The following is a 14,512-nucleotide window of genomic DNA, read 5'->3' on the forward strand; positions in this document are numbered from 1 at the left end:
TTCTATATTTAATTTATATCTTATCCAATTAAATAGCAAACAATTTGTTTTAAACCAAAAAATCCACAATTAAGTGGATTTTTTATAACTATTCTTTTTCTAATGCATCAGTTAATGGGGGAACAACTTGCTTTTTTCTAGAAACGACTCCAGGCAAATTCATAATGTCATCATCATTGAATTTGTTATCAAAAGCTTGTTCGACCACGCTCTTTGGTTTCCCAACTACAATTAGTTCTGAATTACTATCAAGAATATTGGTTACAAGCACTAAGAATAAATCATAGCCCTTATCCTTAGATTCGGCCTTCATAGCTTTCTTAATATCATCAGCACGTTTGGTAATATCGTCTAAATCGACAACGTTAATTTGGTCGATCCTGACATTCTTACCACCTAACGTAAATGACTTAGCATCTCCGTCAATAAGCTGTTGATCAGTTTTTGCGTCAACGTTAGTCCCGGCCTTAAGCATTTTAACGCCATAATCTTCGTAATCATCGATTCCGGCAATGTCCGCTAAAGCTTTGAGTGCATCGCGATCAAAATCAGTAGTAGTCGGTGATTTTAACAATAAAGTGTCAGAGATAATAGCTGACAACATTAAACCGGCTAATTTCTTGGGAATTTTAATACCCTCTTCTGAAAACATCTTAGTAATAATTGTACTGCAGCATCCATAAGGTGCAGCACGATAATACAAAGGTGCAGCAGTGTTAAATCCATTAATTCGGTGATGATCAACAACATCAGTTACGGTTAATTGATCAATATCACTTACACTTTGTTGAGGTTCGTTGTGGTCGACTAGCATTACTTTATCAACTTCAGGTTTTGCACGTTCAATCACACGTGGTGCCTTAGTATCAAAGTAATCAAGCACATACTTAGTTTCAGCATTGGGATTGCCTAAAGCGACTGCTTCTACATCATACCCGTCTTGTTTCTTCAAATATGCGAGTGCCATTGCAGCCACAATTGCATCCGTATCCGGTACTTTATGTCCAAAAACTAGTTCTTTACTCATGATTCTCTCTCCTCTTTTTCCATATTTCCAAGAGTCTCTGACGATCTCTAACTTCTATATTAATACTACTTAAGTATACATCTTTAGCCTGCTCATATTCTCCTACAAAACCACTAAATTCGTCAAATAATTTATTTAACCGCGGAATACCATCTTTAGTATCACGATAGACGGCAACGGCTTGAAGAGAAAAATCAGGAATAATATCAGTATAATAAGTATTCTTTCGAGCCATTTTAGTTCGATCACGTGTCATCATAAAGGTCTTCGGTAGAATGGTATTTAACCCAGATGATAAAGCAAATTCTATGATTTGCACTGGTCTTGTAAAACATACTTCCATTTTTGGCATTTCATAGCGCTTGGCGCTGTAAATATTCTTTAAAAATTGATTAAAGTAATAACCATTGGGAAAGCCTACCATTGGCCCAACAACTTTTTTAAGATTGATTTTACTTCCAATTTTACTTTTATCATGATGAACATAGCACAAAGTATCGTGAGTAATCGGTTTAATGGCCATTCCCTTCCAATTATGCAATTTCTCGTTTGGTAGGTACATAATGGCTAAATCAATTCTTCCACTTTCAAGATCAGAGATTAATGTTTGTTGAGTCAACATGTACATTTCAATTCGCAAATCTGGATTCTTTTCATAGAAATATAGGGCAAAATTTTCAAATATTTCATCTTCAATTGCAGAAAGAATTCCAACCTTAATTGTTCCACGGATTGAGCTTGAATATGATTCAATTTCATCAGTAGCATTATCAAGGATTCCATATACTTCCTCGGTAGCATTTTTTAAAGTATAACCCGCATCAGTTAAATGAATTTGTTTACCAACAGAATAAAATAAGTTAGCATGGAGCTTATTTTCTAATTTTTTAATTTGTTGGGATAGTGCAGGCTGTGTAATTCCTAAAATACCCGCAGCTTTTGTATAGTTCAGCGATTCAGATAATTGTAAGAAATATACCAAAGCCTTGGATGAAAATAATGATTCCCTCTTAGATTCTCTCAAAACTAATACCTCGCACTAACATTTATTATTATATTGTGTATATTATCACGAAATCACTATATTTACTATAGCAAATTATCAACTTGAGATTGTTTTAAAGTGTCATGAGCAATCAAAATTGGAGTTCCAATCATCTTCGTATTCATTACGGACGATCCGTTTGACAAACGACCAGATGTTCCGTAGTCACCCAAGACCACTTCGTGTGAAGTTGTGTGATCAGTATAAATTTTAAGCGTTTCATCACTAGAATCAATTTTGATAAAATCAGCTAACAGATTACTTTTGGTTTTAAATTCCTTTAAGACTTTAATTCCTTTTCGTGCGCGGCTAGTCACTGGAATGTCGCTTACTCTCATCTTTTTAAAGTTCCCACTTTGGAAAACAACTCCAATTTCAGACTCATCATTTACAAATTGCATGTCAATGACGTGATCATCATCAGCCAAACTAATTGCCTTCACTCCTGTAGTCCTCGGACCATTCAATGAAACTTCCTGTAAGTCGTATCTAAGTGCCATTCCTTTTTCTGTCATCAATAAGACACTACCAGGATCTTCAACCCGATTGTATGAGACATTGACTACTTTTGATAGCGGTTCCTTCAATTTTTCATACATTGCAGCGCGACTTTTATAGGTACGACTGGGAAGTAATTTACTAAATTCAGTGCGCTTAATATGGCCAGCACTAGTTGTAATTACAAATTCACCATCTTGTTTACTTAGATCAGAGAAGTCATAAACCGCAATGATTTTTTCATTGGCATCAAGCCCATTCATTCTTGAGATATGTTCTCCCGTGTCTTTCCACTTAACGTCTTCGACTTCATAAACACGGCGATAAATCATATTACCCTTGTCAGTGAACATAAACAGCGAATCACGAGTGTTTAATTCATTTAGGTAAACAGCATGGTCATCGTCTTTTAAGCCGTTATCAGTGATCTCAGACGCATTAAATGAGCGAAGACTACTGCGTTTTAGATAACCATCATTACTTACCATTACCATTACATTTTCGTCCGGAAGCGTAACTTCCTCACTAACTTCCAGATTTTGAATTTTGTCTTCAATTTTAGTACGACGTGGATTACGGTAACGTTTTGCGATGTCTCTAAGTTCGCTTCTTAAAACAGAGTCAAGTTCATCCGGACTTGCTAAAATAGTCTCATATTCAGCAATTTTAGCTGCCAAATCAGCGTTTTCTTTTTTTAATTCAGTAACATCTGTATTAGTTAAACGATACAATTGTAAGGCAACAATCGCATCCGCTTGTTTTTCGGAAAAATCGTATTCAGAAATTAAATTATTTCGCGCATCTTGTTTATCTTTACTAGCACGAATGGTTTTAATCACCTGGTCTAGGATTGATAATGCCTTAATCAAACCCAAGACAATGTGTTGTCGTGCATTGGCTTTATCTAAATTAAATTTAGTTCTTTTAGATATAACATCGCGTTGATAATCCAAGTAAGCAACTAAGATTTCTTTTAGAGAAAGCCTTTTTGGTGCCATATTGCTAATAGCAACGACATTAAAATTATACGAAATTTGCAGGTCAGTATTTTTAAACAAGTAATTTAAGATACTAGTACTATCAACGTCCCGCTTTAACTCAATTGCAATCGTCAATCCTTCGCGATCTGATTCGTCTCTTACTTCGGCAATTCCATCGATTTTTTTGTTGATCCTAACTTCGTCAATTTGTTTGACTAATTGAGCCTTATTAACTTCATAAGGAATTTCGGTTATCTTGATCATCTGTTTATTTCCACGTAATGCCTCGATTGAAGTTTTAGAACGGATCATGATGCGTCCCTTACCAGTTTCGTAGGCCTGTTTAATTCCGTCAAGTCCCTGAATGATTCCGCCAGTTGGAAAGTCTGGTCCTTTAACGTACTTCATCAGACTATCAAGTGTGGCATTTGGATGCTTTTGTAGATAAATTAATGCATCAATTACTTCACCGAGATTGTGTGGTGGAATTTCGGTGGCATATCCCGCTGAAATTCCAGTAGCACCATTTACTAGTAAGTTAGGAAATCTAGAAGGAAGAACGACAGGTTCATACTCCGTATCATCAAAGTTTAAAACCCAATCAACGGTATCCTTATCGATATCCCGCAACATTTCATCTGATATTTTACTTAAGCGAGCTTCTGTGTAACGCATGGCTGCTGGAGGGTCACCATCCATTGAACCATTGTTTCCGTGCATCTCAATCAACGGTTCCCGTAGTTTCCAGTCTTGACTCATACGAACCATAGCTTCATAGATTGAACTATCGCCATGAGGATGAAAATTACCCATGACGTTACCAACTGATTTAGCTGCTTTTCTAAATCCTTTAGAAGAAGTATTGCCATCCTTATTCATGGCATACAAAATCCGTCTTTGAACGGGTTTAAGTCCATCACGGACGTCTGGCAATGCTCTCTCTTGAATAATTGATTTAGAATAACGACTAAACCGTTCGTCCATAACTTCTGAAAGAGTTAAATCTTTAATTTTAGATCTATGTGCCATTTCATCACCTCCAAGCTAATTTTTCTCAGTATTATCTAAAATACTTCCGTCTTCTTCGAGATTAAATTGAACGTTATTTTCAATCCATTTTCGACGTGGTTCTACTTTATTACCCATTAAAGTTGATACTTGTCGTTCTGCATCAGCTGCATCATCGATTCGAACTCGAATTAAAGTCCTTTTGGCAGGATCCATCGTAGTTTCCCATAATTGATCCGCGTTCATCTCGCCCAAACCTTTGAAACGCTGTAACGAATATCCTGATTTAAAATCTTTAATGTCTTGATCACGTTCTTCATTGGTCCAAGCATATTCTACTTTGGATCTCTTCCCTTTACCATGTTGCAATTTATAAAGTGGCGGTAACGCAATATATACCTTACCTGCTTCAATCATTGGCCGCATATATTTATAGAAGAAAGTCAAAAGGAGGATCTGAATGTGGGCACCATCATCGTCCGCATCTGTCATGATAATAATTTTGTCATAATTTGATTCCTCGATCTTAAAATCAGTTCCTACACCCGCTCCTACTGTGTAGATAATCGTACTAATTTCCTCATTTTTCATAATATCGGGAAGTTTAGCACGTTCAGTGTTTAGAACCTTCCCACGTAACGGTAAAATTGCTTGATGCTTTCGATCTCGTCCTTGCTTAGCGGAGCCTCCGGCCGAATCTCCTTCAACTAGAAATAATTCGTTTTCACTCGTATCTTTTGACTGAGCTGGGGTCAGTTTCCCAGAAAGGAGTCGTTCTCGTTTCTTTTTCTTTTTACCGTGTCGACTTTCTTCCCGAGCCTTTTTAGCAGCCTCACGCGCTGTGCGCGCATTGGTGGCCTTTTTAATCAAAGTTTTAGCAAAGTCACTATTTTCCATGAGGTAATAAAGTAATTGTTCTGAAACAACACTATCAACAACTGACCTTGCAATCGGGGTTCCCAACTTTTCTTTAGTTTGACCCTCAAATTGGAGCAGTTCTTCAGGTACTTTTAACGCTACGACAGCAGTTAACCCCTCACGAACATCGTTTCCCTCCAGGTTCTTGTCTTTATCTTTTAATAAATCAACTTTTCTAGCGTATTCATTGAAGGACTTGGTCCATGCACTCCTAAAGCCGGCTTCATGACTCCCACCGTCCTTAGTTCTCACATTGTTAACAAATGAAAGCATATTTTCGGTATAGCCGTCATTGTATTGAGCAGCAACTTCAACTTCGATGCCATCTTTTTTACCATCGAAATACATAACTTTTCCAAGGGTACTTTTGCCTTCGTTCAGATAGTCAACAAATTCCTTAATACCATCTTTGAACTGAAATTCATCTTCACGAATCTTTCCGGGTCTTTCATCTTTAAGCGTTATTTTAACGCCCTTCAGCAAAAAGGCAGACTCACGAAGCCGTTCTGCCAAGATATCATAATTATAAGTTGTAGTAGTAAAGATGTCCGGATCAGGTTTAAATGTGACAGTCGTTCCAGTATGTTTATTGGTTTTTCCAATTTTTTTTAGGGTTCCAACAGGATGCCCACCATTTTTAAAATCTTCTTGATAAAGAGTACCATTACGGACAATTTGAACCGTTAAATGAGTTGAAAGTGCATTAACAACACTTGACCCAACTCCGTGCAATCCCCCAGAAGTTTTATATCCTCCTTGGCCAAATTTCCCACCAGCATGAAGAACCGTTAAAATTACTTCAGGAGTTGGTTTTCCAGAAGAATGCATTCCAGTTGGCATACCACGCCCATGATCAACCACTGTGATACTATCATCTTCGTGAATGGTAACGTTGATTTCATCACCATAGCCAGCTAATGCTTCATCGACTGCATTGTCAACAATTTCGTAAACTAAATGGTGCAATCCCTTTGAATCAGTAGAACCTATGTACATACCAGGTCGTTTTCGAACTGCTTCTAAACCATGTAAAACTTGAATTGAAGAGTCATCATACTCTTGCTTTTTTGCCTGTGTCATTAGGAAAGACTCCTTCTTTTAGTCATCGTTTTTAATAATAACCTATTTAAACTTGATTGCAAAGACGTTTTAAAGTTAGCTCATTTTTCCAAACTAAATTTTAAAATCATCTTTTTAATGATAAAATAAACTTTTGGGACTTATATATTACATTAATAATACGGAGGAAGATATGGTTAAATTTATTATTCTCCTAATCTTTGCTTATTTATTGGGATCAATTCCCAACGGAATTTGGATTGGCAAAGTATTTTTTCATATCGACATTAGACGACATGGCTCCAAAAATATTGGCGCTACCAACACTTATCGGGTACTAGGATGGTTTGCAGGAACCATTGTGATGATTCTTGATATTGCTAAGGGCGCCATTGCTACTTGGTTACCAATGCAGTTTGGAATCCATTCATGGTACCCACTCATTTTTGGACTGGCAGCGATCTTAGGCCATACTTATTCAATTTTTGATCATTTTCGTGGTGGTAAGGCAGTCGCAACTAGTGCCGGGATGCTTTGGGCATATAACTTCGTCTTTTTCTGCATTGCGGCCGGAACTTGGATTATCTGTATCTTTGTTACTAGTATGGTAAGTCTTGCTAGTATGCTAGGCTTTACCATTATTGTTATTGCATCATTATTTGAAAATGATCCAGCACTGACAATTCTAGCAATTTGTTTAACAATCTTTACTTTCTATCGCCACCGTAACAACATCATTAAGATTATTCATGGAGATGAAAATCTCGTTCCGTTTGGTCTTTATTACTGGTACTTAAAATACGTAAAGAAATCCATTCCTTCAAAAAAACAGCATAAATAAGGGGGCACTCAACGAGTGTCCCTTATTTAATTTAATCTTATTTAGAAGAAAGTAATATCAAAATTAGCATTTAAGCTTTCGTTTGGGTCAAGTTTACTTATATCGGCCTTATCTTTTAAAAATCCAGTACTGCCTTCCTCATCAGCAATTCCCCACCATGGTTCTAAACACACAAAGGGAGCATTTTTAGGATAAGTTGACCAGATACCAATGTACTTACAGTCGTAAGCAGTCAAAGCGACTCCATGCTCGGTGACATCTGATTGGAGCATAACGGTAGTTTGCTCATTATCAGATATATCAAGCACCTTTGCATCATGAATAAATAGGTTACGATTTAACTGTAGTGGATTGTTCAGCGTTTTTTCAATTGGATGTTTAATATTACTGTATCCATTCTGATCAATTCTAACAGTTTTATAGTCATGCTTTGGAGCAATCGAGACCGAATAATCATCAAATGTTTCTTTCTTAGGAAACAATGGGACGTTGAATCCTGGATGAGCTCCTAATGAGAAATACATTGGATCTGGATTGATATTTTCTACTACCATTTCAACCGCAATGGTGTGTTCATCTAGCTCATAGTGAATAGATAAATTAAAGTTAAAGGGATAAATCTTTCTAGTAGCCGCACTCGAATGCAACATAAAATTGACTTCGGTTTGGTTGTGAGATTCGATCTCAAACTCACTATCTCTAGCAAAACCATGCTGATACATATGATAACTGTTTCCATCGTAAATATAATCATCATCTTGAAGTCGACCAACGATTGGAAACAAGATCGGTGCATGACGCTTCCAGTACTTTTTATTAGCACCCCAAATATATTCAGTACCGCTTTGATCCTTAACCGAAACAATCTCAGCACCTTTTTGATTAATTCGAACCGTTAAGTAATTATTTTTTAGTGTAACTGGCAATTTAATCCCTCCCTTTCTTTATATATTATTTCACAAAATGTAGAAACTATAAAATATATCGTGCTATATTTTCATCAGCCGCAAGATTACCAACTTTGTCTTCAACGTATTGTTGGTTAATCGTAATATCACCCATATGCATATCTGGTCCTTCATACAAAATATCTTCAAGTAATTTTTCTAGAATTGTGTGAAGCCGTCTAGCACCGATATTATCAGTATCATGGTTAACAGAATATGCAATATCAGCAATTTTTTCAATTGCTTCCTTAGTAAAAGTTACTTTAATATTATCCGTCCCAATTAATGCTACATATTGCTTAATTAATGCATCACTCGGTTCAGTTAAAATTTTAACAAAGTCATTCTTACTTAGATCATTTAATTCTACTCGAATTGGGAATCGACCTTGCAGTTCAGGAATTAAATCTGAAGGCTTACTATCAGCAAAAGCACCGGAACCGATAAACAAGATGTGATTGGTATTTATGACTCCATACTTAGTATTTACATTTACACCTTCAACGATTGGTAAAATGTCTCGTTGAACACCTTCTCTTGACACTTCTCCACGAGTTTGTTTGTTTCCACCAGTCAATTTATCAATTTCATCTATAAAAATAATCCCGGTATTTTCGGCACGTTTAATTGCTGAGCCATTCACTTTGGCATCGTCAATTAGTGTTTCTGATTCTTGATTGATTAATGCTTCACGAGCTTCTTTTAACGGAAGGACTCTTTCAACTTGCTTCTTTGGCAGCATACTCTCTAATCCCTGCAAGTTAATTCCCATTTGTTCCATTTTGCTGTTGTCCGCGTTTAGTGCAGTCGCTGGGTCATCAATGGAGATTTTAACTTCATGGTCCTCTAACTCGCCATTTTCAATTTGATTTAAAATTTGATCGGCATCATTTTTAATTTTATTCTTTTCGTCATTATCCATGAAGGGATCTTTTTGAGTTAACCAAGATAGATCTATTGGTTTCCCCTTCTTAAATGCTTTATTAAGTTCTTTAACCGTATCTTCTAATTTTTTATCATTATTTGCGATTGTTTCTGGATCATCTACGTGGTTTTCTTCGCGTGAAATGATCTCAGCCAAGTCCTTATTCGCTTTCTTTTCAGCTTCACGTCTAACGTTTTTAAACTCAATTTTCTTTTCCATTTGAACTGAGCTCTCAACTAAATCACGAACCATTGAATTAACATCTCCACCAACGTATCCAACTTCAGTGAATTTGGTTGCTTCTACTTTGACAAATGGAGCGTCTACAATCTTAGCCAAACGACGTGCAATTTCTGTCTTACCAACTCCAGTGGGACCGATCATCAATAAGTTTTTAGGAGTAATGTCCTCTTGCATCTGTGGGCTTAATTGAAGACGACGGTAACGATTACGCAACGCGATTGCTACAGACTTCTTAGCATCGTCCTGTCCAACAATATAATTATCTAATTGGGAAACAATTTCTTTTGGTGTCATTTGTTCTTCTTTTGTCATTAATTAATACCTCGGTTTATAGTTCTTCAGAAATTACATTGTGATTAGTAAAAATATCAATGTCAGCAGCGATGTTAATAGCAGCTTTGGCAATTTCTTCAGCTGACATTTCAGGCGCCTTATGTTTCATTGCAGTGGCTGCTGCTAATGCAAAATTACCACCAGATCCAATTGCTAAAATATCATCGTCTGGCTCAATTACTTCTCCTGAACCAGATACTAAAAGCAAATTATCATGATCGGCAACAATTAGCATGGCCTCAAGTTTTTGTAACTGTTGATCGCCGCGCCATTCTTGAGCTAATTTTACTGAAGCTCTTTTTAAGTTGCCGCTATATTCTTTCAACTTTTTTTCAAACTTTTCTTCTAGGTTAAATGCATCAGAAACACTTCCAGCAAAACCGACTCCAACTTTCCCATCAAAGATCCGACGGATTTTATGTGCGGTTCCCTTCATGATAACTTTTTCTCCCATAGTAACTTGACCGTCACCAGCTAGTGCAACGTGACCATTATGTCTGATGGCGCAAATTGTGGTAGCTTCAAATTTTACTGTCATAATTAAATTCCCTTCAAAAGTTAGTTTGGATTATCTTCATCAGGACGCTTAAAGAACTTCTGGTAGTTCTTAAGTAGTCCTTCTTTAGTAACATGAGTATAAATTTGGGTTGTAGATAAATCAGAATGACCAAGCAATTCCTGAACAGTTCTAAGATCAGCTCCATTATTCAACATTTGAGTGGCAAATGTATGACGAAGCATGTGAGGATGAATTGAACTATTAAGACCACTTCTTTTCATAATTCCATCTAAAATGTATTCAATACCGCGGCTTGACAGTTTATCACCATGCTGATTGATAAATAAGTAAAGATGGTCTTTATGATATTTACGCATAATTGGCGTTCGGCATTTCTCCATATATCGTAAAATAGCACTTTTAGCATACCTTCCAAATGGCAGATAACGTTCCTTGTTTCCCTTACCTAAAACAAGCATGATTCGATTATCAAAATCAATGTCGTTAATATCAAGATTGGAGCACTCACTGACTCTCATTCCCGTCCCGTATAGAACCTCGAGAATGGCACTGTCACGAGTAGCAATTCGTTTGTCCTGATTACTTGCGGCTGTTTTAAAAAGAATGTCTAATTCTTTTTGATAAAAGAATCTTGGTAAATGCTTATTATGCTTTTTTATGTGAACATATTCAAACGGATTGTCCGAAATTAGTTCATTGTTTAGCAAAAAATTAAAAAAAGACCTTAATGAAGAAATTTTACGAGCGATGGTGCTATTCTCATCTCCTCTATCGTGCAAAGTACCTAAGAAAACTTCAACGTCAAAATTGTCGATATTTTTAAAGCTTTTAGCATTTCCTGACGTCTGTAGAAATACATTAAATTCCTCAAGATCGTCTTCGTAAGCTTTAGCCGTGTCTTTTGAATATTGACGTTCGTTTACAATATATTTTACGAATAGTTCGATTAGTTTTTTGTTTTGCATTAGTTTTTCCTAAGTTAAAGTAACTTTTTACATTTTACCTTATAAATAAAACCGTTCCGAGGAACAGCTATTTTAATTATTTCTGAATGTCTTCTTTATAATCGCCGTTTGGACAAATCACTTGCATGCCACCGCGAACCTTTTTTTCAACCAAGAAATGACCACACTTTGGACAATCTCTTCCAATTGGCTTATCCCATGAAACAAAGTCACATTCAGGATAACGTGAACATCCATAAAACAACCGATTCTTTTTTGTTTTACGTTCAATAACTTGGCCTTTCTTACACTTCGGACAAGTTACACCAATTTCTTTGACAATTGCTTGAGTATTGCGGCAATCAGGAAAGCGTGAACAAGCGTAAAACTTGCCATACTTCCCCATCTTTACGACCATCGGCGCACCACATATCTCACAGTTAAACCCGGCTAATTCATCCTTAATTTGAACATCTTCCATAAGCTGTTCCGCATGATCAACTTCTTTTGAAAATGGTTGATAGAAGTGATCTACAACTTCAACCCATTTTTCTTTAGCTTCTTCGATCTCATCCAATTTTCCTTCGACATCAGCCGTGAAATCAACGTTGACAATGTCAGGAAAGTACTCTTCAATAATTTTATTTACAATCTCACCGAGTTCGGTTGGTTCAAATCGTTTTCCAACTAGTTTAACGTAATAACGTTTTTGAATTGTACCTAATGTTGGCGAATAGGTAGATGGACGTCCCACTCCATTCTCTTCTAAAGTTTTAATCAGATTGGCTTCAGTGTATCGAGCTGGTGGTTGAGTAAAGTGTTGGTCTGGATTATTTTTAGATAATTTAACGGTGTCACCACTATTTAAATCAGGCAAGATATTATCTTTCTCTTTCCCATTTGAATAGACTTTCAAAAAACCTTCAAATTTCATCTTTGAGCCGTTAGCACGATACGTTACACCATTTTGTTCAATGGTTACTGTTTCAGTATCCATAATTGCTGGAGTCATTTGACTAGCTACAAATCGTGACCAAACTAAATTGTAAAGTTTATATTGATCCTTAGTAAGATATTGTTTAATGCTTGCAGGAGTCCGATAAACGGATGTAGGTCGGACTGCTTCGTGCGCATCCTGAGCACCCTCTGGCATTTTCCCCTTAATTGGTTTATTAGCAGAGTATTCTGCCCCATACTTTTCATGAAGAAAGGTAGCTGCCTCATGCTTAGCAATTGATGAGATTCTTGTTGAATCAGTTCTCATATAGGTAATGAGACCCTGGCTTCCTTCTTTGCCAATATTAATTCCCTCATAAAGTTGCTGGGCAGCCATCATTGTTCGTCCAGTCTTAAAATTTAATTTCCGGTTGGCGTCTTGTTGAAGAGTACTGGTTGTGAATGGTGCGTTTGGTTGTCTCCGTCGTTCTTTTTTAGTGACTTTTGTAATATCAAAATCAGCTTTTGGATCAATTTGTTTTAAAACTTTTTGCACATCATCATTATTCGCAAGTTTCGCTTTCTTGCCATTAAGACCGTAGAAACTGGCTTTAAACTTTGAACGACCAGACTTAAATTCAGAATCGATTGTCCAGTATTCTTCGGGCTCAAATTTTCTAATCTGACGTTCCCGATCAATCACTAACCACAATGCCACTGACTGCACCCGTCCGGCACTTAAGCCCTTTTTTACTTTTTTCCAAAGCAGTGGAGAAATTGAATATCCCACTAATCGATCCAAAACCCGACGTGCTTGTTGGGCATCCACGAGATTCATATCAATCGTTCTTGGATGTTTGAAAGCATCCTTAACGGTATCTTTGGTAATTTCGTTAAAGACCACCCGATTTTGATCATTAACGTCAAGATTCAATACGTGAGAAACATGCCAGGCAATTGCCTCACCCTCACGATCAGGGTCAGATGCTAAATAAATCATCTTCGACTTCTTAGCCTCAGACTTTAGCATTTTAATTACGTCACCCTTCCCCCTAATTGAAATGTAATCAGGTTTAAAATCGTCTTCAATGTCCACGCCCATCCTACTCTTAGGGAGATCACGAACGTGTCCTTTACTTGCTACGACCTTATAGGTACTTCCTAGATACTTTTGAATCGTCTTTGCCTTAGCTGGCGATTCGACAATCACTAATTTTTTCTTTCTTGAACTTGCTTTACGTTTTTTTGTTTTAGTTGTTTTCTTTGTCTTTGCTACAGAAGTTGTGGCCATTAAAATTATCCTCGTTATTTTTTCTTCATTAATACATGATAATTTCCGTTTAAATTTCTTCCATATCATATTGCAGTTTTAAAGACCTGTCAAACTAAAGAATCTTCCAAAACATCATTATCACTCAAACAAGGACGTGCTCCAGAAGCAATTAGTTGATTACAACCCTTAGAAAGTGGAGAAGTAATATTACCTGGTATGGCAAGGACATCCCGATTTTCAGACAAAGCCAAACTAGCAGTAATTAAACTTCCTGACCTTTGCTTTGCCTCAACAACAATTAATTTTTCGCAAAGACCAGCAATGATGCGATTTCGTTCCACAAAATGGTATTTTAAGGGTTTACTTCCTAATGGATACTCACTGATAACCAGGTTGGTTCTCATCAAATTATCCTGAAGCTGCGTACATTCAGCGGGATAAAAACGGTCGAGGCCTGTTCCAATCACCGCAATTGTACGGCCATCATGTGCTAAAGCACACTGATGACTTAAACAATCAACTCCCTTAGCCAGACCAGACACAATCGTAAACTTTTTAAGTACTGGACGCGTAATAATATCCTTAATTGCTGCGATTGAATAACTTGTACACTGTCGTGCACCTACCACAGAAATCGAACGTGTTGTAAGCAACGACACATCTCCAACGTAAAAAAGCACAATTGGCGCACAATAAATATCAGCAAGTTGTTCAGGATAACCATCATCAAGAATGGTTATCCAATGACACTTTTGGTTCAAACGAAAAGATCGCTCTAACTCACTACTTAAAAATGAATTCTTAAACTTCGTTGTCTGCAAATGATGACGTTTTAATAGATTGATTAATTCACCTTCAACCTCAGATAAAGACATGTTTTCAACTGAAGTCCCCTTAACCCACCGTGCAAGAATTGCTTCGCCTTTAATCCCAATCCCACGACATAACTTGATTCTAAGCAATAATTTCCGTTTATCCATTTTCTACCTCCTGGTTTGTCTATGGATAAATACGT

11 protein-coding genes are annotated in these 14,512 nt (G+C 36.8%); 1 reads left to right on the forward strand and 10 read right to left on the reverse strand.

All coding sequences use genetic code 11. From position 1 onward, the window contains the following. Window positions 1-88 precede the first annotated feature (88 nt). The 4 genes from AC6UDF_RS02855 to parE all read right to left on the reverse strand — a co-directional run bounded on the left by AC6UDF_RS02855 (window position 89) and on the right by parE (window position 6,556). Complete coding sequence (locus AC6UDF_RS02855) at window positions 89-1,027, reverse strand: manganese-dependent inorganic pyrophosphatase (RefSeq protein WP_500693759.1); 939 nt, start codon at window positions 1,025-1,027, stop codon at window positions 89-91. Further along, entirely contained in the window at window positions 1,020-2,051 is a 1,032-nt protein-coding gene (locus AC6UDF_RS02860) for a LysR family transcriptional regulator (RefSeq protein ID WP_500693760.1), read from the reverse strand. Before AC6UDF_RS02860 ends, AC6UDF_RS02855 begins: the two co-directional genes overlap by 8 nt. Before the next feature lie 65 nt (window positions 2,052-2,116). Beyond that, window positions 2,117-4,579, reverse strand: a complete 2,463-nt coding sequence (gene parC, locus AC6UDF_RS02865; RefSeq protein ID WP_500693761.1) for a DNA topoisomerase IV subunit A — start codon at window positions 4,577-4,579, stop codon at window positions 2,117-2,119. Window positions 4,580-4,594: 15 nt separating this feature from the next. Then, the gene (gene parE / locus AC6UDF_RS02870) at window positions 4,595-6,556 is read right to left on the reverse strand and encodes a DNA topoisomerase IV subunit B (protein ID WP_500693762.1); all 1,962 of its coding nucleotides are present in this window, start codon (window positions 6,554-6,556) and stop codon (window positions 4,595-4,597) included. A gap of 172 nt (window positions 6,557-6,728) precedes the next feature. Between parE and plsY the strand changes: the two genes are divergently transcribed. Then, window positions 6,729-7,376 carry a glycerol-3-phosphate 1-O-acyltransferase PlsY gene (gene plsY / locus AC6UDF_RS02875; RefSeq protein WP_500693763.1) on the forward strand — a complete coding sequence of 216 codons (648 nt, stop codon included), beginning with the start codon at window positions 6,729-6,731 and terminating at the stop codon, window positions 7,374-7,376. Window positions 7,377-7,417: 41 nt separating this feature from the next. Here plsY and AC6UDF_RS02880 read toward each other — a convergent pair whose 3' ends face one another. From AC6UDF_RS02880 to dprA, 6 genes are all read right to left on the reverse strand, one after another. Further along, on the reverse strand, window positions 7,418-8,302 hold the full coding sequence (locus tag AC6UDF_RS02880; protein WP_500693764.1) for an aldose 1-epimerase family protein: 885 nt from the start codon (window positions 8,300-8,302) through the stop codon (window positions 7,418-7,420). A 46-nt stretch (window positions 8,303-8,348) separates the two neighbouring features. Next, a complete protein-coding gene (gene hslU / locus AC6UDF_RS02885) occupies window positions 8,349-9,803 on the reverse strand; it encodes an ATP-dependent protease ATPase subunit HslU (protein ID WP_500693765.1) in 1,455 nt (484 codons plus the stop codon). A gap of 16 nt (window positions 9,804-9,819) precedes the next feature. Further along, complete coding sequence (gene hslV, locus AC6UDF_RS02890) at window positions 9,820-10,362, reverse strand: HslVU peptidase proteolytic subunit (RefSeq protein ID WP_500695638.1); 543 nt, start codon at window positions 10,360-10,362, stop codon at window positions 9,820-9,822. Window positions 10,363-10,382: 20 nt separating this feature from the next. Continuing rightward, window positions 10,383-11,309: a tyrosine recombinase XerC gene (gene xerC, locus AC6UDF_RS02895; RefSeq protein ID WP_500693767.1), complete on the reverse strand. Its 927-nt coding sequence runs from the start codon at window positions 11,307-11,309 to the stop codon at window positions 10,383-10,385. A gap of 76 nt (window positions 11,310-11,385) precedes the next feature. Continuing rightward, on the reverse strand, window positions 11,386-13,515 hold the full coding sequence (topA, locus tag AC6UDF_RS02900; protein ID WP_500693768.1) for a type I DNA topoisomerase: 2,130 nt from the start codon (window positions 13,513-13,515) through the stop codon (window positions 11,386-11,388). Window positions 13,516-13,604: 89 nt separating this feature from the next. After that, window positions 13,605-14,477 (reverse strand): DNA-processing protein DprA, encoded by an 873-nt coding sequence (gene dprA / locus AC6UDF_RS02905; RefSeq protein ID WP_500693769.1) that lies wholly within the window; start codon window positions 14,475-14,477, stop codon window positions 13,605-13,607. Window positions 14,478-14,512: the final 35 nt, after the last annotated feature.

It is taken from the genome of Fructilactobacillus sp. X2R6C1 (assembly GCF_059901295.1).